The organism is Streptomyces chisholmiae (genome assembly GCF_031845445.1).
GTDB lineage: Bacteria > Actinomycetota > Actinomycetes > Streptomycetales > Streptomycetaceae > Streptomyces > Streptomyces chisholmiae.
Window position 1 is genome coordinate 565,596 of the sequence record NZ_JAVREO010000001.1, and the last position, 23,454, is coordinate 589,049.

The 23,454-nt window shown below is 73.3% G+C and carries 22 protein-coding genes; 12 read left to right on the plus strand and 10 right to left on the minus strand.

Annotation, left to right across the window (positions count from 1 at the left end):
• Positions 1 to 4: 4 nt before the first annotated feature.
• Positions 5 to 1,969 carry a PhoX family protein gene (locus RM844_RS02500; RefSeq protein WP_311664138.1) on the plus strand — a complete coding sequence of 655 codons (1,965 nt, stop codon included), beginning with the start codon at positions 5 to 7 and terminating at the stop codon, positions 1,967 to 1,969.
• A gap of 80 nt (positions 1,970 to 2,049) precedes the next feature.
• Here the strand turns inward: RM844_RS02500 and RM844_RS02505 are convergent, their stop codons facing one another.
• On the minus strand, positions 2,050 to 3,300 hold the full coding sequence (locus RM844_RS02505) for a hypothetical protein (RefSeq protein WP_394814397.1): 1,251 nt from the start codon (positions 3,298 to 3,300) through the stop codon (positions 2,050 to 2,052).
• Between the two features lie 395 nt (positions 3,301 to 3,695).
• On the opposite strand from RM844_RS02505, the gene RM844_RS02510 reads away from it, so the two are divergent.
• Positions 3,696 to 3,857: a hypothetical protein gene (locus RM844_RS02510; protein WP_311664140.1), complete on the plus strand. Its 162-nt coding sequence runs from the start codon at positions 3,696 to 3,698 to the stop codon at positions 3,855 to 3,857.
• 79 nt (positions 3,858 to 3,936) lie between these two features.
• Here RM844_RS02510 and RM844_RS02515 read toward each other — a convergent pair whose 3' ends face one another.
• Genes RM844_RS02515 through RM844_RS02530 form a run of 4 tightly spaced genes read right to left on the minus strand, consistent with a single transcriptional unit; the run spans position 3,937 to position 8,127 of the window.
• Positions 3,937 to 4,962 (minus strand): LacI family DNA-binding transcriptional regulator, encoded by a 1,026-nt coding sequence (locus tag RM844_RS02515; RefSeq protein WP_394814398.1) that lies wholly within the window; start codon positions 4,960 to 4,962, stop codon positions 3,937 to 3,939.
• Between the two features lie 2 nt (positions 4,963 to 4,964).
• Entirely contained in the window at positions 4,965 to 5,864 is a 900-nt protein-coding gene (locus RM844_RS02520) for a carbohydrate ABC transporter permease (RefSeq protein ID WP_311664144.1), read from the minus strand.
• Complete coding sequence (locus tag RM844_RS02525; protein ID WP_311664343.1) at positions 5,861 to 6,799, minus strand: carbohydrate ABC transporter permease; 939 nt, start codon at positions 6,797 to 6,799, stop codon at positions 5,861 to 5,863. Before RM844_RS02525 ends, RM844_RS02520 begins: the two co-directional genes overlap by 4 nt.
• Before the next feature lie 44 nt (positions 6,800 to 6,843).
• On the minus strand, positions 6,844 to 8,127 hold the full coding sequence (locus tag RM844_RS02530; protein ID WP_311664146.1) for an extracellular solute-binding protein: 1,284 nt from the start codon (positions 8,125 to 8,127) through the stop codon (positions 6,844 to 6,846).
• Between the two features lie 135 nt (positions 8,128 to 8,262).
• Here RM844_RS02530 and RM844_RS02535 point away from each other — a divergent pair, with 135 nt between their 5' ends.
• Both RM844_RS02535 and RM844_RS02540 read left to right on the plus strand, forming a co-directional pair.
• Positions 8,263 to 10,284 carry a beta-galactosidase gene (locus tag RM844_RS02535; RefSeq protein ID WP_311664148.1) on the plus strand — a complete coding sequence of 674 codons (2,022 nt, stop codon included), beginning with the start codon at positions 8,263 to 8,265 and terminating at the stop codon, positions 10,282 to 10,284.
• Between the two features lie 75 nt (positions 10,285 to 10,359).
• Positions 10,360 to 11,496: a glycoside hydrolase family 53 protein gene (locus tag RM844_RS02540; RefSeq protein WP_311664150.1), complete on the plus strand. Its 1,137-nt coding sequence runs from the start codon at positions 10,360 to 10,362 to the stop codon at positions 11,494 to 11,496.
• A 56-nt stretch (positions 11,497 to 11,552) separates the two neighbouring features.
• Here RM844_RS02540 and RM844_RS02545 read toward each other — a convergent pair whose 3' ends face one another.
• A complete protein-coding gene (locus RM844_RS02545) occupies positions 11,553 to 12,587 on the minus strand; it encodes a DUF6745 domain-containing protein (protein WP_311664152.1) in 1,035 nt (344 codons plus the stop codon).
• A 52-nt stretch (positions 12,588 to 12,639) separates the two neighbouring features.
• Positions 12,640 to 12,966, minus strand: coding sequence for a hypothetical protein (locus RM844_RS02550; RefSeq protein WP_311664154.1), 327 nt, complete (start codon positions 12,964 to 12,966; stop codon positions 12,640 to 12,642).
• A 168-nt stretch (positions 12,967 to 13,134) separates the two neighbouring features.
• Here RM844_RS02550 and RM844_RS02555 point away from each other — a divergent pair, with 168 nt between their 5' ends.
• From RM844_RS02555 to RM844_RS02590, 8 genes are all read left to right on the plus strand, one after another.
• Positions 13,135 to 14,103 (plus strand): STM4015 family protein, encoded by a 969-nt coding sequence (locus RM844_RS02555; protein WP_311664156.1) that lies wholly within the window; start codon positions 13,135 to 13,137, stop codon positions 14,101 to 14,103.
• A gap of 103 nt (positions 14,104 to 14,206) precedes the next feature.
• Positions 14,207 to 15,175: an STM4015 family protein gene (locus tag RM844_RS02560; protein ID WP_311664157.1), complete on the plus strand. Its 969-nt coding sequence runs from the start codon at positions 14,207 to 14,209 to the stop codon at positions 15,173 to 15,175.
• The gene (locus RM844_RS02565) at positions 15,168 to 16,328 is read left to right on the plus strand and encodes an STM4014 family protein (RefSeq protein ID WP_311664160.1); all 1,161 of its coding nucleotides are present in this window, start codon (positions 15,168 to 15,170) and stop codon (positions 16,326 to 16,328) included. The genes RM844_RS02560 and RM844_RS02565 overlap by 8 nt, the downstream gene beginning before the upstream one ends.
• Before the next feature lie 52 nt (positions 16,329 to 16,380).
• Positions 16,381 to 17,187 carry an STM4013/SEN3800 family hydrolase gene (locus RM844_RS02570; RefSeq protein WP_311664345.1) on the plus strand — a complete coding sequence of 269 codons (807 nt, stop codon included), beginning with the start codon at positions 16,381 to 16,383 and terminating at the stop codon, positions 17,185 to 17,187.
• Positions 17,184 to 18,524, plus strand: coding sequence for an STM4012 family radical SAM protein (locus RM844_RS02575; protein WP_311664162.1), 1,341 nt, complete (start codon positions 17,184 to 17,186; stop codon positions 18,522 to 18,524). The genes RM844_RS02570 and RM844_RS02575 overlap by 4 nt, the downstream gene beginning before the upstream one ends.
• Before the next feature lie 7 nt (positions 18,525 to 18,531).
• Positions 18,532 to 19,434, plus strand: coding sequence for an STM4011 family radical SAM protein (locus RM844_RS02580; RefSeq protein ID WP_311664164.1), 903 nt, complete (start codon positions 18,532 to 18,534; stop codon positions 19,432 to 19,434).
• A 44-nt stretch (positions 19,435 to 19,478) separates the two neighbouring features.
• Entirely contained in the window at positions 19,479 to 20,222 is a 744-nt protein-coding gene (locus RM844_RS02585) for a RibD family protein (RefSeq protein WP_311664166.1), read from the plus strand.
• On the plus strand, positions 20,219 to 20,692 hold the full coding sequence (locus tag RM844_RS02590; protein WP_311664168.1) for a cytidine/deoxycytidylate deaminase family protein: 474 nt from the start codon (positions 20,219 to 20,221) through the stop codon (positions 20,690 to 20,692). Before RM844_RS02585 ends, RM844_RS02590 begins: the two co-directional genes overlap by 4 nt.
• Before the next feature lie 101 nt (positions 20,693 to 20,793).
• Here RM844_RS02590 and thpD read toward each other — a convergent pair whose 3' ends face one another.
• The 3 genes from thpD to ectB are packed head-to-tail and all read right to left on the minus strand — an operon-like array spanning position 20,794 to position 23,433.
• Entirely contained in the window at positions 20,794 to 21,693 is a 900-nt protein-coding gene (gene thpD, locus RM844_RS02595) for an ectoine hydroxylase (RefSeq protein WP_311664170.1), read from the minus strand.
• Between the two features lie 19 nt (positions 21,694 to 21,712).
• A complete protein-coding gene (locus RM844_RS02600; RefSeq protein ID WP_311664172.1) occupies positions 21,713 to 22,108 on the minus strand; it encodes an ectoine synthase in 396 nt (131 codons plus the stop codon).
• A gap of 56 nt (positions 22,109 to 22,164) precedes the next feature.
• Positions 22,165 to 23,433, minus strand: a complete 1,269-nt coding sequence (ectB, locus tag RM844_RS02605; protein WP_311664174.1) for a diaminobutyrate--2-oxoglutarate transaminase — start codon at positions 23,431 to 23,433, stop codon at positions 22,165 to 22,167.
• Positions 23,434 to 23,454: the final 21 nt, after the last annotated feature.

A 23,454-nucleotide genomic window follows, 5' to 3' on the forward strand; every position in this document is an offset into this window, starting at 1 on the left:
CGCGATGTCAGCACAGCACCCGGTCTTTCCCGAGGTTGACCCGGACGACGTCAGCTCCAACAGCTCCGACAACCAGTCCTTCGGCGAGGTCGTCCAGCGCCGGATGTCCCGGCGCAACGCGCTGTTGGGCGGCACCGCCGCCGCGGCCGCCTTCCTCGTCGGCCCCGGCCTGGGCAGCGCGGCCGCCGCGGCGCCCCAACACGGCGGCGGCCACGGGCGGCCCGGCGGGGGGCGGCCGGGCGGCGGGCGGCGGCTCCTGGGCTTCGAGCCGGTCGGCACCAGCGACACCGACGAGTTCCTGGTGCCCGACGGGTACCAGGCCCAGGTGCTGATCCCCTGGGGCACCCCGATCCGCCCCGACGGCCCCGCCTGGCGCAAGGACGGCGGCAACACCGCCGAGGAGCAGGCCGAGCAGATCGGGATGAACCACGACGGGATGCACTTCTTCCCGCTGGGCAACCACCGCGAGGGCAGCCGGCGCGGACTGCTGGTGCTCAACCACGAGTACATCGACCAGGAGTTGCTCTTCCCCGACGGCCCGGCCGAGATGACCGAGGAGAAGGTCCGCAAGGCGCTGGCCGCGCACGGCGTCTCCGTGGTCGAGATCGAGCGGCGCCGGGACGGCAGCTGGGAGCGGGTGGACTCCCGGCGGGCCCGCCGGGTCACCGGCGACACGCCCGTGGAGTTCTCCGGCCCGGTCAGCGGAGACCACCCGGCGCTGCGCGCCCAGGGCCGGCCGCGCGGCACCCTCAACAACTGCTCGCACGGCGTGACCCCCTGGGGCACCTACCTGGCCTGCGAGGAGAACTGGAACAACTACTTCGGCACCACCGACGAGAGCTGGCAGCCGACCCCGACACAGGAGCGGTACGGCGTCTCCGCCTCCGGCGGTGGCTTCGACTGGCACCTGGCCGACTCGCGCTTCGACCTGGCGGCCAACCCCAACGAGATCAACCGCTTCGGGTGGATCGTCGAGATCGACCCGCAGCGGCCTCGCTCCGCCCCGGTCAAGCGCACCGCGCTCGGCCGCGTCAAGCACGAGGGCTGCACCGTCACCGAGTCCCGTGGCCGGGTGGTCGCCTACACGGGCGACGACCAGGACGGCGACTACATCTACAAGTTCGTCGGCGAGGGCAACTGGCGCTTCCAGCGCGCCCGGGGCCGCAGCCCTCTGGACCACGGCACGCTCTACGTCGCCACCTTCCAGGACGACGGCCGCGGCCGGTGGCTGCCGCTGGTCTTCGGCGAGGGCGAGCTGACCGAGGCCAACGGCTGGCAGGACCAGGCCGACGTGCTGCTGCGCACCCGCGAGGCGGCCGACGCGGTGGGCGCCACCAAGATGGACCGCCCCGAGTGGATCACCATCAACCCCAAGAACAACGACGTCTACTGCACCCTCACCAACGGCAGCGGCTGGGGCAACGCGGTCAACCCGCGGGACCCCAACCCGTACGGGCACATCGTCCGGTGGAGCGAGCGGAACGGCGACCACACCGCGACCACCTTCGAGTGGGACATCTTCGTCCTGGCCGGTGACCCGGCCTACGACCCGCAGGTGGAGCTGGACGAGGGCAACCGCTTCGGCTCGCCCGACGGCGTCTGGTTCGACCCGGACGGCCGGCTGTGGATCCAGACCGACGTCTCCAACAGCTCCCAGCACCTGGCCTCGAAGGGGTACGACAACATCGGCAACAACCAGATGCTGGCCGCCGACCCGGAGACCGGCGAGATCCGCCGCTTCCTGACCGGCCCGCGCGGTTGTGAGATCACCGGTGCCACGGCGACCCCCGACCAGCGGACGCTCTTCGTCAACGTCCAGCACCCGGGCGAGAGCACCACTCACTGGGGCGAGGCCAACCACGAGAACCCGCGGGCGGTCAGCAACTGGCCGGACTTCGACCCGGACGGCCGGCCTCGCTCCGCCACCGTCGCCATCACCCGCCTCGACGGCGGCAAGATCGGCGCCTGACCCGGGCCGCCGGCCCCGCCCCTCGCCCCACGCCGCGCTTCTCGCGGCGTGGGGCGAGGCCGTTCGGGACGCCCCGCCCGCTACGGGGCGCCCGTCTCGGCGACCCGGTCGAACGGGGTCGGGGAGCGGCCCGTCCACTGGTAGAGATGTATCTCGCCCTCCTGCAGCGGCCGGTCCTCACCCGGGACGGAACGGCCCTCGGCGGCGTAGTAGTAGCCGTCGCCCAGCGACTCCAGACCGTAGGAGGCGTCGAACTCCCAGCCCCAGGTGTCCGTCGCCGCGTCGTGCTGCCCCTCCGGCAGCAGGCTCAGCAACTGGCCGCGCTCGTACTCCGGTTGGCCGACGATCTCGCCGCGGGTGGGCCGCTCGGCGCCGTCCACCATGAAGAGCGGGTAGTTGGGGAACTCGGCCTTGGTGCCCGGGTAGACCGCCAGCATCCAGTTGCCGGTGTGCGCGTCGTACTCCAGGTTCTGCACGCCGTAGGTGGTGTTCCCGGTGTGCACGAAGTACTTGTCGTCCACCCGGCGCGGGCCGCTGCGGTGCGGGTCGGCCTCGGAGAGCGGACGCTCGTACCGCTGCCAGTTCCGGATGTCGTACTCGAGGATCACCTGGTGGTCGTTGTCGGTCCGCTCGGTGTTGGCGTAGACGCCGTAGGCGACCATCAGCTTCTGCCGGCTCTCCGGCCGGGCACCGAAGGAGGGGCCGAAGGAGACGCCGTCGATGCCGCTGCAGCCGTAACGGTGGTCGGGGGTGTCCCCGGTGTCGCCGTCGAAGACCCCGTCGCCGTTCATGTCGGCGGTGAAGTCCTCGACCACCTCGGCCAGGTGCACCGTGGTCAGCACGCCGTCCGTCTCGGCGTCCATGCCGATCCGGTCCACCGCGGCCACGTCGATGATCGCGATGTAGAAGGCCTCCTCGGCCTTGTACTCCAGCGAGCCGTAGACCCGGCCGTCCTCCGGGTTGAGGTCGATGTCCCCGAGATGTCCGGTGATCCCCTCGACCGTGCCGATGACGTTCCCCGCCAGGTCGGTCTTGACCAGCATCTGGGTGAACGACCAGTAGGCCAGGCCGTTCTCGTGGTCCACGGCGACGCCCTGCACGTGACTGGTGGGCCACGTGCCGCCGTTGACGTACTCGGGCCAGCGGGGTGGGTACGGGCCGTCTATGGCGCTGGGCGTCTCCTGCTCCAGCGTGGTTCTCGGGGTGGTGGGAACGGTGGCCGCGGCGGGGGTGGTCGTGGTGGTGGGGGCCGCCTGGGCGGTGGGGGTGGCCGCGACGGCCAATCCGGCGGCGGCGAGAGCGGCGACAAGGAGCAACCTGGCCTGAGACACGCGCTTCTCCCATGAAGTGAGGGCAGAACGGGCACGGGAACGGTAGGGAGCGCGCGTTATCGGCTTCCCCCGACCCGGGCGACCAGCGGACAACGGCGGCATGAACATGCGGACGGCGAGACGGCCCCTGGCCGGCCCGGCTCACCGAACTGAGCGTTATCGTAACCGATTCGTTGTAGAACTGGAACCGGCGTGACGCCAGATACGGGAGGCGCCTGGGCGGTCGCACCACGCCGGGCCGCTGTCAGTGGCGGAACCCATAATGCGGGCATGAGAGCACGACACGACCGGTCGCAGACCGCCTCGCCCGCGGCACCCACCGCGAACACCGCCTGCCAGCAGGCGGTGTTCGCCGCGGTCGGGCTGCCCCACGGCAGGCGCCGGAGCCCGCCCTGGTGTGCCACGAGGACGACTGGGGCGGCTGGGACGACTGGGACACCGGCGACGGCGCGGCCGGGGATGCCGGGGAGCCGCTCGCGATACCCGACCGCGCCGCGGCGCTCGCGCTCCTGGGGCGGTACCGACCCGCCCTGCGCCGGACCGCGGCCCACCCGTGACGGCCCTCCCGGTGGTGCGGTGCCGGGCGGCCGCCCTCGACCGAGCCGGGGCGCGCCCCGCCGCCCCCGCCCGTCGTGCTCAGCCCGAGTCGCGGACCACCAGCCGCGTCGGCAGGATCACCGCCGAGGTGTCCTCGCCGGCGATGCGGGCCAGCAGGACCCGGACCATCTCCTGGCTGATCCGGTCCCACGGCTGCCGCACCGTGGTCAGCGCCGGGTGGGAGGCGAGCGCGGCGGACGAGTCGTCGAAGCCGCCGACCGCCACCTGGTCAGGCACCGACCGGCCGGCCCTGGCCAGTGCCTCCAGCGCGCCGCGTGCCATCAGGTCGGAGGCGACGAAGAGTCCGTCCAGGTCCGGGTGGCGGTCCAGCAGCCGGGCGGCGGCGACCGCCCCGCTGTCCCGGCCGTAGTCGCCGGTCTCCACCAGCGACTCGTCGAACGGCAGCCCCGCCTCCGCCAGCACCTCCCGGTAGCCGGCCAGCCGGTCGACGCCGCCCGGGGTGTCCTGCGGCCCGGTGATGGTGCCCACCCGGCGCCGGCCGCCGGCCAGCAGGTGGCGCACCATGTCCCTGGCTCCCTCCCGGTCGTCCGCCGCCACGTGGGCCAGCCGGCCGGCGCGCGGGTCCATCGGCTTGCCGCAGGCCACCACCGGGATGCCGGCCTGGGCCAGTTGGGCGGCGACCGGGTCCCCGGTGTGGCTGGAGACCAGCAGCACCCCGTCCACATGGCCAGCCGAGACATAGCGGACGATGCGCCGCTGTTCGTCCCGGGAGCCGGCGATCATCAACAGCAGCGGGATGTCGTGGGCGGCCAGCGCCTGGGTGCAACCCCGCAGCAGGACGTTGAAGTTGGGGTCCTCGAAGAACCGCTCCTGCGGCTCGGTGAGCAGGAAGGCCACCGAGCCGGAGCGCCCGGTGATCAGGCTGCGGGCGTGCCGGTTGACCACGTACCCGGTCGTGCGGATGGCGGCGTTCACCGCCTCGGCGGCGGCCGGGCTGACGTGGTGCCCGCCGTTCAGCACCCGCGAGACGGTGCCGCGGGACACGCCGGCCACCCGGGCCACGTCGTGGATCGTCGGCCGCTCGCGTCTCACCGGGTTGCGCATGCTCACGACTTTACGGCGCCCGAGAGCAGGTCAAGACTCCAGAAGCGCTGGATGAAGAGGAAGAGCGCGATCAGCGGCAGCACCGCCAGCAACGCCCCGGTGATCACCAGGGTGTAGAGCGCGGGAGTGTTCGAGCCCTGGTTGAGCAGGGTGAACAGCCCCAGCGTGATCGGGAACTTCTCGTCGTCGCTCAGCATGATGTACGGCAGCAGGAAGTTGTTCCAGATCGCCACGAACTGGAAGAGGAAGATCGTCACCAGCCCGGGCAGCATCATCGGCAGGGCGACCGCCCGGAAGATCCGCCACTCGCCCGAGCCGTCCATCCGGGCCGCCTCCACCACGTCGTTCGGCACGGCGGCCGCCGCGTAGATCCGGGCCAGGTAGATGCCGTACGGGGACAGCAACACCGGGAGCAGCACGGCCAGATGGCTGTCCGTCAGGTTCGCCTCGGCCAGCAGCAGGTACGTCGGCACCGCCAGGATCACCGGCGGCATCAGCACGCCGGCCAGCAGCACGTTGAAGAAGGCCTCCCGGCCCGGGAACCGGTAGATCGCCAACGCGTAGCCGGCCAGCGCGGAGACCGCGCAGGACAGCAGCGCCCCCAGCCCCGCGTAGAGCAGCGAGTTGAGCATCCAGCGCCAGTAGATCCCGTCCCGGTACGCGTTCAGGTCGCCCAGGTTCTCCAGCAGGCCGGTGCCCGGCGCGAAGGTGAACGTGGAGAACAGCTCGTCGCCGGCCTTGGTCGCCGCCACCACGACCCAGGCCACCGGCAGCAGGCAGTAGAGCGCGCCCAACAGCAGGGCGGCACTGGGCAGCAGGGCGATCCGGCGCCGCGGGGCGGGTCGGGGCGCCTTCGGCGCGGTGGTCCTGGGCGCCCTGGGCGCGGTGGTCGGGGCGCTCATCGGGACTCCTCGCTGCGGTTACGGGCGTTGGCGATCCGCAGGAAGCCGAACGAGAGCGCCAGCGTGACCAGGGCGATCACCACCGAGGTGGCCGCGGCCGAGTGGATGTCACCCCCGGTGAACGCGTCCTCGTAGACCTTCATCAGCGGACTCCACGTGGTGGACAGGTTGTTGGTCAGGGGCCGCAGTGTGGTCGGCTCGTTGAACACCTGGAGGGTGGCGATGATCGAGAAGAAGAAGGTGAGTACCAGCGAGGGCAGCACCATCGGGATCTTGATCCGCAGCGCGATCTGGAACTGCGAGCAGCCGTCCAGCCGCGCCGCCTCGTGCACCTCGACCGGGATGGCGCGCAGCGCCGTGTAGATCACGATCATGTTGAAGCCGGTGCCGCCCCAGATCGCGATGTTGGCCAGCGCCCCGTAGAGCGGCGTGCCCTGGAGCAGGTCGGGGGCCGGCAGGCCGAGCCGGTCGAGCACGTCGTGCACCGGGCTGACCGACGGCAGGTAGAGAAAGCCCCACAGCAGCGCGGCGATCACCCCGGGCACCGCGTACGGCAGGAAGATCGCCAGCCGGCCGAAGCGGCGCCCCCGGACCCGGTCGGCGTCCAGCAGCAGCGCGAAGAACAGCGCCAGGCCGAGCATCACCGGCACCACGATGGCGCCGTAGCCCAGCACCCGGAACGCGCCGTCCAACAGCTCCGAGTCGGTCAGCGCCCGGCGGTAGTTGGCCAGCCCGGCCCAGACCTCCTCCCGGCCGTCGGCGCCCAGGCCGAGGCCCACGATCTGCACCTTCCGCACGCTGAGGTAGAGCGCGTAGCCGATCGGCAGCGCGAAGAACAGCAGGAAGAGCACCGCGGCCGGGGCCAGGAAGCCGAACGGCGCGCCTCGCCCTCCGGTGCCGCGGCGCCGGTTGGCGCGGGTGCGCGTGGCCGCCACGGAGACGTCGGCGGTGTCGGCCTTGGCGGCGTCGGGTCGGCCGTTCACTGGACCACCTCGAATCCCAGTCGGTCCATGTCCTCGAAGGCGGTGCGCTGCATGGTGGCCAGGGCCTCCCCGAAGCCGGCGCGGCGGCCGGCGGCCTGGCCGAACGCGTTGTTGAACGCGCTGTAGGCCACGGTGACGTTGGGCCCCCAGGCGGCGGGGGCGGTGCCGGCGGCGATGGACGCGGCGGTCTCGTAGAAGTCGGGCTGGTTCGCGAAGAACTCCGGCGGCTCGCTGAGCGCGCCGCCGCTCTGCGCCGCGCTGGCCGCCGGGTAGACGCCGCTGGCGGCGACCAGCGCGGTCAACGCCTCGGGGTCGGTGTTCAGCCAGGTGGCGAACTCGGCGGCGGCCGCCGGGTGGTCGGAGTCCACGGTGACGCCGGTGGACGAACCGCCCCAGCTGCCGGTGGCGTTCTCGCCGGCCTCCCACTGGGGCAGCGGCGCCATCTCCCAGCGGCCGGCCGTGTCGGGAGCCGCCGTCGCCAGGGTGCCGGGCGCCCAGACGCCGCTGACCCAGGCGATCTGCTGGCCCTCGTTGAGCGCCTGGTTCCAGGCCGGGGTGTACATCGGCTGGTTGTCCACCAGGTCCTCGGCGACCAGGCCCTCCCAGAACTCGGCGACCCGGCGGGTCGGCTCGTCGTCGATCGCCACCCGCCAGCGGTCCACCTCGGTGGTCCACCACTGGGCGCCGGCCTGTTGGGCGAGGCCGGCGAAGAGTCCGGCGTCGTTGGCCGAGAAAGTGGTCAGCCGCAGCTCGGGGGCCGCGTCCCGCAGCTCGCGCGCGGTCTCGGCGAACTCGTCCCAGGTGGTGGGCACCGTCAGCCCGTACTCCTCGAAGAGGTCGGCGCGGTAGAAGAACATCAGTGGCCCCGAGTCCTGCGGGATGGCGTAGACCGCGTCGGTGCCCAGGGTGACCTGCCGCCAGATGGCGGGGGTGAACGCCGCCTCGGCCGTGGCGGTCTCCTCGGCGATGTCGGCCAGCACGTTGTTGCTGGCCAGCGTGGGCAGCGCCTGGTACTCGGCCTGGAGCAGGTCGGGGGCGTTGCCGGCCCGGGCGGCGGTGATCGTCTTGGTGACCAGGTCGTCGCCGCTGGCCTGCTTCTTGACCGTGACCTGGATCTCCGGGTTCGCCTCGTTCCAGAGCTCGACGACCTCCTCCATGCCGGGCGCCCAGGCCCAGTAGGTCAGGTGGACGGTCCCGTCGTCGCCGGCCGAGCCGCACCCGGCGAGCGTGGTGGCCGCGAGCAGCGCCGCGGTCCCCACCGCGATGGCGCGGTGTCTCATAGTGCCTCCCCTGCTGTGAACGTGCACAGTAGAGAAATGTTTCAGGCACTTGTCAACCGTTGTGGCTTTGCGGTTATGTGAGAGGCGCACGGTGTTCAGGCTGTGCACGTTCACATGATCTTGGGAGAGGGACCGATGCCGCACGCCACCCCCAAGGGGCTGCGCCGACTTGCCTTCGGCGGCGACTACAACCCGGAGCAGTGGCCGGAGGAGGTGTGGCGCGAGGACGTCACGCTGATGCGCGAGGCCGGGGTGAACCTCGTCAGCCTCGGCATCTTCAGCTGGTCCAAGCTGGAGCCCCGCCGTGGCGAGTTCGACTTCGGCTGGCTGGACCGGATCATCGAGCTGCTGCACGCCGCCGACATCCGCGTCGACCTGGCCACCCCGACCGTGGTCCCACCCGCCTGGTTCTACCGGGAGCACCCGGAGGCGCTGCCCGTGAGCCGGGACGGCACCCGCCTGGCCTTCGGCTCGCGCGGCGCCATCTGCCACAGCTCGCCCGCCTACCAGGAGGCCGTCGCCCGCGTCGTCCGCGCCCTCGGCGAGCGGTACGGCGACCACCCCGCCGTCGCCATGTGGCACGTGCACAACGAGTACGGCGTGCCCGTGCTGGAGTGCTACTGCGACGTCTCAGCCGCCGACTTCCGCCGCTGGCTGCGCGCGCGGTACACCACCCTGGACGCGGTCAACGCGGCCTGGGGCACGACCTTCTGGGGTCAGGCGTACGGCGACTGGGAGGAGATCCAGCCGCCCCGGCTCACCCCCACCGTGGCCAACCCGGCCCACCGGCTGGACTTCGCGCGCTTCGCCAGCGACAGCGCGATCGCCAACTTCCGCCGCGAACGCGAGCTGCTGCGCGAGCTGTCCCCCGGCACCCCGGTGACCACCAACTTCATGGTCTCGCCCACCCAGTGCGACACCATGGACTACTGGGCCTTCGGCCAGGAGGTGGACCTGGTCACCAACGACCACTATCTGGTGGCCGAGGAGGACCGCAATCACATCAACCTGGCGATGGCCGCCGACCTCAGCCGCTCCGTCGGCGAGGGCCGGCCCTGGCTGCTGCTGGAGCACTCCACCAGCGGGGTCAACTGGCAGCGGCGCGGCATCGCCAAGCGGCCCGGCGAGATGGCGCGCAACAGCCTCGCCCACGTCGCCCGCGGCTCGGAGGGCGCGCTCTTCTTCCAGTGGCGGGCCTCGCGGTTCGGCGCCGAGAAGTTCCACTCGGCGATGGTGCCGCATGCCGGCACGGACAGCCGGATCTGGCGCGAGGTCGTGCAACTCGGCGCAGACCTGGACCAGTTGGCCGAGGTGTGGGGCAGCCGCACGGTCGCCGACGTCGGGCTGGTGTGGGACTGGCAGTCCTGGTGGGCGCAGAAGCTGGAGTGGCGGCCCAGCGAGGAGCTGGACACCAGGGAGCGCGCCGAGTCCTACTACGCGGCGCTCTTCGACCGACACCTGACCGTGGACTTCGTCCCCCCGGAGGGGGACCTCTCGCGGTACCCGCTGGTCGTCGTGCCGGCGCTCTACCTGGCCACCGCGGCGGCCGGCGAGGAGCTGCGCCGCTACGTGGCCGGCGGCGGCACCCTGCTGGTCTCCTACTTCTCCGGGATCGTCGACGAGCACGACGCCGTCCACGCCGGCCCGCACCCGGGCGCGCTGCGCGACGTGCTGGGGCTGACCGTCGAGGAGTTCCAACCGCTGCACGCCGGCCGCACCGTACGGCTCACCGGCCCCGAGGGCGCCGAACTCACCGCCGACACCTGGGCGGAGACCGTCGTCTGCCGCGGCGCCGAGCCGGTCTGGCACTACACCGACGGCCCGGCGGCCGGCGGCCCCGCGGTGACCAGGCACCGGCTGGGCGAGGGCACCGCCTGGTACGTCTCGGCCCGGCTGGGCCGCGCCGACCTGGACGCCGTGCTGGCCCGGGCACTGGCCGACGCCGGCCTGCCCGAACAGGACGAGCTGCCGCGCGACCTGGAGGTGGTGCGCCGCCGGGGCGAGCACGGCGAGTACCTCTTCGCCATCAACCACACCGAGGCCGACTGCGCCCTGCCGCTCGGCCAGCCGGGGCGGGAACTGCTCACCGGCGAGCGGGCCGCCGACAAGCTGGTCGTCCCGGCCGGCGGGGTGCGGGTGGTGCGCCTCGACAGCTGACCCGAACGCACCACCGAGCAGGCCGACCGACTGGCACCACAGACCGGAACGACCCGACGGGACAAGGGAGTTCAGATGAGCACCAGTAGGCGAACCGTACTCCGCACGGCCGGTGCGGCCCTGGCCGCACCGCTGGCCTGGCCGCTGCTCCAGGGCGGGCCGGCCCTGGCCGCCGGGGCGCCGCGACCGGCGGTCGACGGCCCCATCCGGGGGGTGGACGTCTCCTCGCTGCCCAAGGCGGAGGACCTGGGCGCGGTCTACCGGCGGGCCGACGGCAGCACCGCCGACGCGCTGACCATCCTCGCGGAGAACGGCGCCAACTGGGTGCGGCTGAAGGTCTGGGTCAACTCCCCGGACGGCTACCACGACGCGGCGCGGGTGTGCGCCGTCGCCCGCCGGGCGGCGGCGCTGGGGCTGAGGACCCTGGTGGACTTCCACTACTCGGACAGCTGGGCCGACCCGGGGCAGCAGCACAAGCCGGCGGCCTGGGCCGGGCTGGACGCCGCGGGACTGGACCGGGCGGTCGCGGACCACACCGGGGCCGTGCTGGGCGCGCTCGTCGACCAGGGCACCCCGGCGGACCTGGTGCAGCTCGGCAACGAGATCAACGCCGGGATGCTCTGGCCCGACGGCTCCACCGACGACTTCGACCGGCTGGCCCAGCTGCTGACGGTGGCGGCCCGGGCGGCGGCCGAGGCATCGCCTGGCACCGCCCGGGCGCTGCACCTGGCCGAGGGCGGCGACAACGGGGCCTTCCGCTGGTGGTTCGACAACGCGGTGGCCCGCGAGGTGCCGTTCGAGGTGATCGCGCTCTCCTTCTACGGCTACTGGCACGGCACGCTGGGCGAGCTGGAGCACAACCTGCACGATCTGGTGGCCCGTTACGACCGGGACGTGGTGGTGGTCGAGACCGCGTACCCGTTCCGGCTGGGTAGCGACGACGACCACGAGGACATCATCGGCGAGGAGTCCCAGCTGGTCGCCGGCTACCCGGCCACCCCGGAGGGCCAGCGGCGCTGGCTCGCCGACCTCGGCGCCGTGGTCGACGGCGTCCCCGACGGCCGGGGCCTGGGCGTCTTCTACTGGGAGCCGGCCTGGACCGCGGTGCCGGGCAACGGCTGGGACCCGGCCGACCCGGCCTCGGGCAACGCCTGGGAGAACCAGGCGCTCTTCGACTACACGGGCCGGGTCCTCCCGGCGGCCGGCTGGTAGCCGCCCGGCGCCGGCCGGCTCCGGAACCACCCGGGCCGGCCGGCGACGCCCCCGGCTCAGGTCTGCCGCAGCGGCGCGTACGCCTCGGCATCCAGACCGAACGTCCAGGCCACGCCTTCCCGGGCGGTCCGGGTCGCCGGGGGCACCCGCAGCCAGTAGGTGTTGAAGGTGCCGTCCGGCTCCGGCGTCGAGTTGACCACCTCGACCATCACCACGTCCTCGTCGTCGGAGAGGGGTATGCGCCAGAGCACGCCCGTCTCGTCGCGGTGCACCGGCTCCGCGCCGGACTCCGACAGGTACCGCTCGTAGCCGTAGTGTTCGAGCATCACGCGGCGCAGCTCCGCGTTCGCCTCGCGCCTGATCCGCTGCGGCGTCAACGCGGCAAGCTCCGTGAAGAACTCGCCGGAGACCGCCATGCCGCGCCACGCGTACAGGGCGAAGCCGTCACCGTAGGCCAGCGCCGGGCCGTCGCTCCGGTCCAGCCGGCCGGCCTCGTCCCGGTGCAGCTCGGTCGGGCGCTCGCTGAGCACCGCGACCCGCTCGTACGGCCACCACCAGCCGGCCGCGCGAGCCACTGCGGCCAACTCGTCGAGCCCGGTCCCCGGCTCGTCGCCCAGCGCGCTCAACCAGGCGGCCTCGTGCGGGCCGAGGACGGCGTCCAACAGCAGCAGCCGCAGCTCCGTCCGCGTCGCCCAGCCCTCCGCCTCCGCCAGGACCGCCGTCTTCACCTGCTCGACCAGCGGGGTCGACGTCTCCCACAGATCGGCGCCCGTCGCCCGCCAGTGCGCGCCCCAGCCGGTGGGGCCCAACTCCTGGTGCACCAGGCCGCGTCGCGCGGCGATCGGCCGGTCCCGCAGCTCGGCCCGAACGCTCCGCCCGGCCACCGGCGCCGGCCGCCCGGCCGTCCCGTCCGCCGCCGGCGCCCCCGTCAACAGCCGCACCGCGGCCAGCGGCGAGGCGACCCACAGCACCTGCTCCGGCTCCGGCAGCCCGGCCCGGCGATAGGCCGCCCGCACCGCCGCCTCGGCGGTCGCCCGCTCGGCCGCCCCCGTCGCGACCGCCACCGACCGCCAGTCCACCCGCTCGTTCATTGACCGTCCTCTTCCTTGACCCGAAATCCCCGTCAGCCGGCGCGCGCGCCGCTCAGTCCGCCACGATCCGGACCGCGCCCGGCACGTACTCGCGCTGCCGCACCACCCGGTACCAGCCGCGCGGCAGCTCGATCGTGGCGTGCTCCTCGTGCACCACCCGCGCGCCGTCCGGCACGTGCAGCAGCATCGGGTCGAACGGGCCGGCCTCCCGGACCAACCGGCCGGGGCCGACCACGGCGTGCGCGTGCCCCGTGACCTCGCCGAGGGCCAGCACCAGCCGGCCACGGCCGTCCCGCCGCTCCGACTCGGCCTCCAGGGCGGCCAGCGGCACCGCTTCCTCCGCCAACGGCGCGATCAGGACGTCTCCTTGGCGATACATGCGCGTTTCTCCCCTCGTCCGCGGCACCCGGTGTGCCACGACTCAGAAGGTAGCGGCGGGCACTGACAATCACCCCGCCACCGGTCGGCCGGACTGTTCGAGGCACTGTCAGTCGGCCCTGCTAGAACTCCCGTACGCGGTACGACAGCACAGCTGAGGAGCAGCGCCATGCCCATCCACGAGCACCTGCGGGACTTCCACGAGCTGCCCGTCTTCGAGTTCCCCGACCTCCTCCACGAGCCGGACGGCGCGGGGGAGTTGCCGGCGCCCGAGACGGTGGCCTGGCGCGTCCGGATCGACACCGACGACGAGGAGCAGCCCTGGGCGGACGCCTTCGCCCGGTTCCTCGACACCGTGGACACCACCGCGGTGCGCGCGCTGGTCGTCGGCGCCTGGAACGAGGTCTACGACACGAGCGCGAAGGACGTGATCGACGCCCTGGTCGCGGCGCGCGACCGGCTGCCCGCGCTGCGCGCCCTCTTCCTCGGCGACATCGTGGGGGAGGAGGCCGAGATCTCCTGGATCGTCCAGGGAGCGGTGGCGCCGCTGCTCGAAGCCTTCCCCGAGCTGGCGGAGTTCGCCGTCCGGGGGGCCCAGGAGCTGTCCTTCGGCCCGCTCCGGCACGAGCGGCTGCGCCGGCTGACCATCGAGTCCGGCGGCCTGCCGGCCGAGGTGGTGCGGCAGGTGGCCGCGAGCGAGCTGCCCGCCCTGACCCATCTCGACCTGTGGCTGGGCACCCCGGAGTACGGCGGTGACGCCGGCGTCACCGACCTGGCGCCGATCCTGGCCGGCGCCCGGCTCCCGTCCCTCCAACACCTCGGGCTGCGCAACAGCCAGATCCAGGACGAGGTCTGCGCCGCGCTGGCCTCGGCGCCGGTGGTGGCCCGGCTCGCCGCGCTCGACGTCTCGATGGGCGTGCTCACCGACGAGGGCGCCGCCGCGCTGCTCGCCGGGCAACCGCTGACCCACCTCGACGCCCTGGACATGCGCCACCACTACCTCAGCGACGGGATGTGCGCCCGGCTGAGGGAGGCGTTGGAGCCGGCCGGCGTCCGCCTCGACCTCGACCGGGGGCGCGCCGACAGCCACCACGAGCCGGACGGATCCGTCTGGCGTTGGGTCGCGGTGGGCGAGTAGCCCGCCCACACCACCGGCCGGGACGGGGCGGCCGGCGGAACTGTCAGTCGGGCTTGGTAGAACTCCCGTACGCCAACCGAAACAACACCGAGGAGCGGCGCACATGACTGTCGGAGACCACGCGGAAGAGTTCCACGAGCTTCCCGTCTTCGAGTTCCCCGAGACCGTCCAGGGCCCGGACGACGCGGGGGAGTTGCCGGCCGCCGACGCGGTGGCCTGGCGCATCAGGGTCGATTCCTACGACAACAAGGAGGAGTGGCCGGACGCCCTGGCCCGGTTCCTCGCCGCCGTGGACACCACCCGGGTGCGGGCGTTGGTCGTCGGCGCCTGGGGCGAGGTGTACGACAAGGGCCCCCAGGCGGCGATCGAGGCCCTGGTCGCGGCGCGCGACCGGCTGCCCGCGCTGCGCGCCGTCTTCCTCGGCGACATCGTGGTGGAGGAGGCCGAGATCTCCTGGATCACCCAGGGGCCGGTGGCGCCGCTGCTCGACGGCTTCCCCGAGCTGGAGGAGCTGACCGTCCGCGGCGGCAACTCCCTCTCCTTCGGCCCGGTGCGGCACCAGCGGCTGCGCCGGCTGACCATCGAGTCCGGCGGCCTGCCGGCCGAGGTGGTCCGCGGGGTGGCCGGCAGCGAGCTGCCCGCCCTGACCCACCTCGAACTCTGGCTGGGCACCCCGGAGTACGGCGGCGACTCCAACGTCACCGACCTGGCGCCCATCCTGGCCGGCGCCCAGCTCCCGTCCCTGCAACACCTCGGGCTGTGCAACAGCCAGATCCAGGACGAGGTCTGCGCCGCGCTGGCCTCCGCGCCGGTGGTGGCCCGGCTTGAGGTGCTCGACGTCTCGATGGGGGTGCTGAGCGACGAGGGCGCCGCCGCGCTGCTCGCCGGACAGCCGCTGACCCACCTCTCCTTCCTGAACATGCGGCACAACTACCTGTCCGAGAAGATGCGGGCCCGGCTGACGGACACGTTGGAGCCGGCCGGTGTCCGCCTCGACCTCGACGCGGACGACGCGGACAGCGACGAGGACCCGGACGGCACCGAGTGGCGATGGGTCGCGGTGGGTGAGTAGCACGTCGCCGGCGGCCCGCGCGCGCCCCTGGGTGGTCGTCGGCAACCCGGAGAACCGTCGGGTCACCCGGTTCCTGGCGGCGGCCGAGGCCGCCGGCGACGCCCCGCCCCGCGTCGTCTCCTGGCTCCAGGTGCTGCGCGAGGGCGGCCACGCCTTCGCCGACGGGGAGTTGGTGCGGCTGGATTCCCCGGGCGAGAACGCCGAGGTCGACCGCCTGCTGCGGGGAGTCGACGAGCCCACCAGGGTGGAGGGCTCGGCCGCCTGGTACGCCGGCTTCCTGGCCGCCGTCCGCTCGCTGCGCGGCGGGACACGGCTGGACGACCCGGACGAGCTGGCCGTCCTGTTCGACAAGCGACGGTGCCACGCCCGGCTGGCCGCGGCCGGCGTCCCGGTGCCGCCCTCGCCCACCTCGGGGTTGGCCCGGCCGGTGCGCGGCTGGGCCGACGTGCGCGCCGTCACCCGGGAGCCGGGCCTCGCGCGCCTCTTCGTCAAGCCGGCCCACGGCTCCTCCGGCTCCGGCATCCTCGCCGTCGAGACCAACCGCGCCGGCCGGGTCCGGGCCACCACCCCGGTGGAGGTCGCGGCCGGTGGCCGGCTGCACAACACCCTGCGGGTGCGCCGCCTCACCGAGGAGTCGGCCATCGCCGCCATCATCGACACCCTCGCGCCGGACGGCCTGCACCTCGAACGCTGGCTGCCCAAGGCCACGCTCCACGGCCGGCCCGCCGACCTGCGGATTGTGGTGGTCGCCGGCCGGGCCACCCACGCGGTGGCCCGCACCAGCGACCTGCCCCTGACCAACCTGCACCTGGGCGGCGCCCGGGGCGACCTGGCGGCCGTCCGCGCCGCGGCCGGCGCGCACTGGCCGGCCGCGCTGGAGACCGCCGAGCGGGCCGCCGCCTGCTTCCCCGGCACGCTCTGCGTCGGTGTCGACCTGCTGCCGGCCGTCGGCTGGCGCCGGTTCGCCGTCGGCGAGGTCAACGCCTTCGGCGACCTGCTGCCCGGGCTGCCGGGCCTCCCGGGCAGCGGCGCCGAGGAGTTGGACACCTACGGCGCCCAGATCGCCGCCGCCCGCGGCGCCCCGCCCTTCGGCCCGCCCGCTCCCGCCGGCGCCCCGTACCACCGCACAAGGAACGCCCATGCCAGCCACTGACGCCGGCCCCCCGCCGGCCGCGCCCGAGACGCCGCCCGCCGTCGACCCCGACATGAACGAGGTGGTGGGCCGCGACGACCTGCTGCTCCTCACCCTCGACACCCTCCGGTACGACGTGGCCGTTGAGCTGGCCGCCGCCGGCCAGCTGCCGCACCTGGCGGCCCACCTGCCGGGCGGCCGCTGGGAGGAGCGGCACGCCCCCGGCAGTTTCACCTACGCCTCCCACCAGGCGATCTTCGCCGGCTTCCTGCCCACCCCGGCCGCGCCGGGTCGCCATCCCCGGCTGTTCGCCAGCCGGTTCGCCGGCAGCGAGACGACGGCCGGGCGCACCTTCGTCTTCGACGCCCCCGACCTGGTGACCGCGCTCGCCGCACGCGGCTACCACACGGCCTGCGTCGGCGGCGTCGGCTTCTTCAACAAGCGGGGCGCGCTGGGCAGCGTGCTGCCCGGCCTGTTCCAGGAGAGCCACTGGGCGCCGGAGTTCTCCGTCGCCTCCCCGACCTCCTTCGAGGCGCAGGTGACCCGCGTCGAGGAGATCGTCGCCCGCCTCCCCGTCGAGCGCCGGCTCTTCCTCTTCCTCAACGTCTCGGCGTTGCACCAGCCCAACTGGTTCCATCTGCCGGGCGCCACCCGCGAGTCGGGCGACACCCGGGCCAGCCACGCGGCGGCCCTCAGATACGTGGACCGCCACATCGGTCGGCTCTTCGCCGCGATGCGGTCCCGTCGCCGCTGCTTCGCCATCGTCTGCTCCGACCACGGGACCGCGTACGGGGACGACGGCTACACCGGCCACCGCATCGGCCACCCGGCGGTCTGGACCGTGCCCTACCGCCACTTCTTCCTGGAGCCCACCGCATGACCACCGCGACCGAGCTGATCCGCCCCTACCAGCACTACGTCTACGCCTACCCGCACAAGACCGCCTACCGGCCGCTGCCCGGCCGGCCCCGGCTGGCCGACCTGTGGGCCGGCGAGTCCCGGCAGGCGCTCTCGCTCTACGCCCACATCCCGTTCTGCGAGGTGCGTTGCGGCTTCTGCAACCTCTTCACCCGGGTCGGCGCCCCCGAGGGGCTGACCGGCCGCTACCTCGACGCCCTGGAGCGGCAGGCCATCGCCGTCCGGGAGGCGCTGGGCGACAACGAGCCGGTCCGGTTCGCCAACGCCGCGTTCGGCGGCGGCACCCCGACCTTCCTGGAGGCCGACGAGCTGACCCGGCTGTGCGACATCGCCGAGCGGCGGATGGGCGCCGACCTGCGGGCCGTGCCGCTCTCCGTCGAGGCGTCCCCGGCCACCGCGACGGCCGACCGGCTGGCCGTCCTCGCCGAGCGGGGCGCCACCCGGCTGAGCCTCGGCGTGCAGAGCTTCGTCGAGGCCGAGGCACGTGCCGCCGTGCGCCCGCAGCGGCGCGCCGACGTGGAGGCCGCGCTGGCACGGGTCAGGGAGGCCGGTATCCCGGTCCTCAACATCGACCTGATCTACGGCATCGACGGTCAGACCGCCGCCAGTTGGCGGCTCTCCCTGGACGCGGCCCTGGCCTGGCGGCCGGAGGAGATCTACCTCTACCCGCTCTACGTCCGCCCGCTGACCGGCCTCGGCCGGCACACCGACCCGCACACCGCCGACCTGGCCTGGGACGAGCAGCGGCTGCGACGCTACCGCGAGGGCCGCGACCACCTGCTGGCGCACGGCTACGAGCAGCTGTCCATGCGGATGTTCCGGCGCGTCGACGCGCCCCCGCAGGGCCCCGACGACTACGCCTGCCAGACCGACGGGATGATCGGCCTCGGCTGCGGCGCCCGTTCCTACACCGCCACGCTGCACTACTCGTTCGACTACGCGGTGGCGATGCGGGAGATCCGCGGCATCATCGACGCCTACACCGCGACCGAGGACTTCAGCCGCGCCCTGCACGGCCGCGCCGTCGACGAGGACGAGGCCAGGCGCCGCCACCTGCTCCAGTCGCTGCTCCAGGCCGGCGGCTTCGACGAGGCCGACTACCGGCGCAGGTTCGGTGCCGCCCCGGCCGACGACTTCCCCGTCGAGCTGGCGACGCTGGCCGACCGGGGCTGGCTGGCGCCGCCCGCCGCCGGCCGGCTGCGGCTGTCCCCCGAGGGCCTGGCCCACTCCGACGCGGTGGGGCCGCTGTTCTTCTCGCCCGCGGTGCGTGCCGCGATGGCCGCGCACGAGCCCAGGTGAGCCGGCCGTGCATCTGACGATCCTCTACCGCGGGCCGCTCGCCTCCTGCGACTACGACTGCCCCTACTGCCCGTTCGCCAAGCGCCGCGACACCACCGCGCAACTGCGCGCGGACCGGGCGGCTCTCGAACGGTTCACCGGCTGGGCCACCGCCCGGCCGGAGGAGCGCCTGTCGGTGCTGTTCACCCCGTGGGGCGAGGGCCTGACCCGCTCCTGGTACCGCCGTGCCCTGGTGGACCTCTCGCACCAGCCGCACGTCGAGCGGGTCGCCATCCAGACCAACCTGAGCTGCCGCACCGACTGGCTGGCCGAGGCCGACCTGGACACGGTGGCCCTGTGGTGCACCTACCACCCCGGGCAGACCCCCTACGAGCGCTTCCTGGACAAGACGCGCCGGCTGGCCGAGTTGGGCGTGCGGTTCAGCGTGGGGATGGTCGGCCTGCCGGAACACCTCGCGCGCGCCCGCCGGTTGCGGGCGGCGCTGCCCTCGCACGTCTACCTCTGGGTGAACGCGGCCGACGGCCACCGGTATACGGACGAGCAGGCCGCGACGTGGACGGAGCTGGACCCGCTCTTCCCGTTCAGCCGGGAGCCGCACCGCTCGGCCGGCCGCCCCTGCCGCACCGGCGAGACGGTGATATCCGTGGACGGCGAGGGCACGGTGCGGCGGTGCCACTTCGTGAAGGCCGAGCTGGGCAACCTCTACGACGGCTCCTACCGCGCGGCGCTCGCCCCTCGGGCCTGTCCGCTGGCCGTCTGCGACTGCCACATCGGCTACGTCCACCTGGAGACGCTGCCGCTGTACGACGCCTTCGCCGGCGGCGTGCTCGAACGCGTCCCGACCGAGGCCACGTTGCTCGCCCCGCCTCCGGTACCGCCGGCGTCCCGGGCGCGGCCGCTCGCCGGCTGACCGCCGGCGCCGCGGCCGGCCGGCGGCCCGCTACGGTGAGCGGCATGGATCGCCCCGCCCCGCTCCCGGCCGGCCGTCCCCGGGTGCTGCTCTCCTGCGCGGCCTCGGTGGACGGCTTCATCGACGACACCAGCGAGCACCGGCTGCTCCTCTCGCACGCCGAGGACCTGGACCGGGTGGACGCGGTGCGGGCCGCATCGGACGCGATCCTGGTGGGCGCCGGCACGGTCCGGGCCGACGATCCCCGGCTGCTGGTGCGCTCGGCCGCCCGGCGGGCGGCCAGGTCCGCCGCCGGGCGGCCCGCCCACCCGGACCGGGTGGTGCTCACCACCGGCGGCCGACTCGACCCGGCCGCCCGGATCTTCACCACCGGCGACCGCCCCCCGCTGGTCTTCTGCCCGGACGGCCGGGTCGCGGCGACGAGCGCCCTGCTGGCCGCCGGGGCCACGGTGCTCGCCGGCGGCGACCCGCTCGACCTGCGACGCGTGGTGGCCGACCTGCACGGTCGCGGGGTGCGGCGGCTGATGGTGGAGGGCGGCGGTGGCGTGCACACCGCCTTCCTGAGCGCTGGCCTGGTGGACGAGATCCAGCTGGTCATCGCCCCGTTCCTGCTGGGCGACGCGGGCGGGCCGCGGTTCACCAGGCCAGCCGCGTTCCCGCAGGGCCCCGCGCGCCCGATGCGGCTGGCGGAGGCCCGGCCGCTGGGGGACCACGTGCTGCTCCGCTACCTGCCGGACACCGAAGCCGCCCCGGCGGGCGGCCCGACCCCCGAGGAGGCCGCGCGATGACGCCGGGGCACCCACCGATCGAGGAACAACTGCGCTGGCTGCGTGAGACCATCGCGCTCTCCCGCCGCTGCCCGCCGAGCGCCACCGCCTTCGCGGTGGGCGCGGTGCTGGTCGGCGCGGACGGCGTGCCACTGGCCACCGGGTTCTCCCGGGAGGGCGACCCGCGCGACCACGCCGAGGAGGCCGCGCTGGCCAAGCTCGTCCCCGGCGATCCCCGGCTGGCCACCGCGGTGCTCTACAGCTCGCTGGAACCCTGCGGCGAGCGGGCCTCCCGGCCCGCCACCTGCGCCGAGCTGATCATCGCCGCCGGCGTGCCCACGGTGGTCTACGCCTGGCGCGAGCCGCCGCTCTTCGTGGCCAGGGCCGGCGCCAGCCGGCTGCGGGCGGCCGGGGTCACCGTCCTGGAACGCCCCGAACTGGCCGCCGCCGCCCGGGCGGTCAACGACGAGCTGCTGGGCGGCACCCCCTAGCTCCCGGGCGACGCCCCGGCCGGGCGGACGCCGGACGCGCCGACGCCCGGCCCCACGCCGGGTGGCGCGGGACCGGGCGTCGAACGACGACCGCTACCGGGTCAGCGGACCGGGGTGAAGTCCCGGGCGCCGATGAACTCCGGGCGTGGCACCGGGGCGGCGAACGGCTCGACGGCCGCGTTCTCCACGCTGTTGAAGACGATGAACACGTTGCTGCGCGGGTAGGGCGTGATGTTGTCGCCCGAGCCGTGCATGCAGTTGCAGTCGAACCAGGTGGCCGAGCCGGCCTTGCCGGTGAACAGCCGGATGCCGTGCTCGTCCGCGAAGCGGGTCAGCGCCCCGTCCGACGGGGTGCCGGCGTCCTGCATCTGGAGGGACTTCTTGTAGTTGTCCTTGGGGGTCTCGCCGGAACACCCCAGGAACGTCAGATGCGACCCTGGCATGATCATCAGCCCACCGTTGGTGTCGTAGTTCTCGGTGAGCGCGATGGAGACCGACACCGTGCGCATCCGGGGCAGGCCGTCCTCCGCGTGCCAGGTCTCGAAGTCCGAGTGCCAGTAGAACCCGCTGGCCCCGAACCCGGGCTTCACGTTGATCCGGCTCTGGTGGACGTAGACGTCCGAGCCGAGGATCTGCCGGGCCCGGTCCAGGACCCGGGGGTCACGGACCAGTTCGGCGAAGACCTGGCTGATCTTGTGCACCTCGAACACCGACCTGATCTCACCCGAGCCGGGCTCCACGATGGAGCGCTCGTCGGCCCGCACCGTGGGATCGGTCACCAGCCGATCCAGCTCGGCGCGGAAGCGACCCACCTCCTCGGGAGTGATCAGCTGGTCGATGGCCGCGAAGCCGTTCCGTTCGAACGAGGACAGCTCCTCGCCGCTGAACGGCCCGGACGCGCCCGGCTCGGACCACACCACGGGGTCCTGTCGGGGCGTCGCCACCTCGGTCTCCCCACGGGTGGGGTACAGGTCGGCGGTGCGTTCGGGTGCGGTGGTCATGATGCTCCCTTCGTATCGTTCACGCCTCGGTCAGCAGCGGGTAGACGCCGTTCTCGTCGTGGTCCTCCCGTCCGGTGACCGGGGGGTTGAAGACGCACAGCACACGGAAGTCCGACCTGGGTCGGACGGTGTGCCGCTCGTGGCCGTCCAGCAGGTACATCGTGCCGGGCTTGATCAGGTGCTTCTCGCCGGTCTCCTCGTTGGTGAGTTCGGCTTCGCCCTCCACACAGAAGACCGCCTCGATGTGGTTGGCATACCACATTGTGGTCTCGGTTCCCGCGTAGAGCACCGTCTCGTGGAACGAGAAGCCGACCTTCTCCTTGGCGAGCACCAGGCGCTTGCTGCGCCAGGTGCCGGAGGCCGACTCGATGTCCCGGTCGGTACCGTCGATGTCACTGAGCGATCGGACGATCACGTTGGTGCGTTTCCTTTCCTCTGTACTGCCTGCGGAGGGTGGGTGCGGGGGAGGGGTCAGTCGGTCTCCCGAACGGCGCGGGTCAGCACCCGCAGCCCCTCCTCCAGCTCCTCGGGGGTGGCGGTCAGCGCGGGCAGCAGCTTGACGACCTCGCTCTGCGGCCCGGAGGTCTCCACCAGCATGCCCAGCTCGAAGGCGCGCTGGCAGACCCGGCGCGCGCGGTCCGCCTCGTCGAAGGTGAGGCCCCAGACCAGGCCGCGCCCGCGGTAGCTCGCGCCGGCGTGCGCGTGCTCGACGGTCAGCGCGCGCAGCGCCGTCTCCACCTGCTCGCCCCTGCTGAGGGTCTGCTTCTCCATCTGGCCGTCCGCCCAGTAGGTGTTCAGCGTGGCGGAGGCGGTGACGAAGGCCGGGTTGTTGCCCCGGAAGGTCCCGTTGTGCTCGCCCGGCTCCCACACGTCCAGTTCGGGCCGGAACAGCGTCAGGGACATCGGCAGGCCGTAGCCGCTGATGGACTTGGAGACGGTGATGATGTCGGGGACGATCCCGGCCTCCTCGAAGGAGAAGAAGGCACCGGTCCGGCCGCAGCCCATCTGGATGTCGTCGACGATCAGCAGCATGTCGTGCCGCCGGCACAGGTCGGCGAGCGCGCGCAGCCACTCCGGCCGGGCGACGTTGACGCCGCCCTCGCCCTGCACGGTCTCCACGATCACCGCGGCCGGCTGGTTGAGGCCGGAGCCGGCGTCCTCCAGCAGCCGCTCGAACCAGATGAAGTCCGGGGTCTGCCCGTCGAGGTAGTCGTCGAACGGCATCGGGGTGCCGTGCACCAGCGGGATGCCGGCGCCGGCGCGCTTGAACGCGTTGCCGGTGACGGCGAGCGCGCCCAGCGACATCCCGTGGAAGCCGTTGGTGAAGGAGACGATCGACTCCCGGCCCTTGACCTTGCGGGCCAGCTTGAGCGCGGCCTCGACGGCGTTGGCGCCGGTGGGACCGGGGAACATCACCTTGTGGTCCAGCTCCCTGGGGACCAGCACCACGTCGCGGAAGGTCTCCAGGAACGCCCGCTTGGCCGTGGTGGACATGTCCAGGCCGTGGGTGACGCCGTCCCGCTCCAGGTAGTCGATCAGGGCGCGTTTGAGCACCGGGTTGTTGTGGCCGTAGTTGAGTGAGCCGGCCCCCATGAAGAAGTCCAGGTAGGTGCGGCCGTCCTCGTCGTACAGGTAGCTGCCCCGGGAACGGTCGAAGATCGTGGGCCAGTTGCGGCAGTAGCTGCGCACCTCGGACTCCAGGGTCTCGAAGATGCTCAGGTCAGGCTGGGTGATGGTCACAGCGGAACTCCTGGTGAGGCG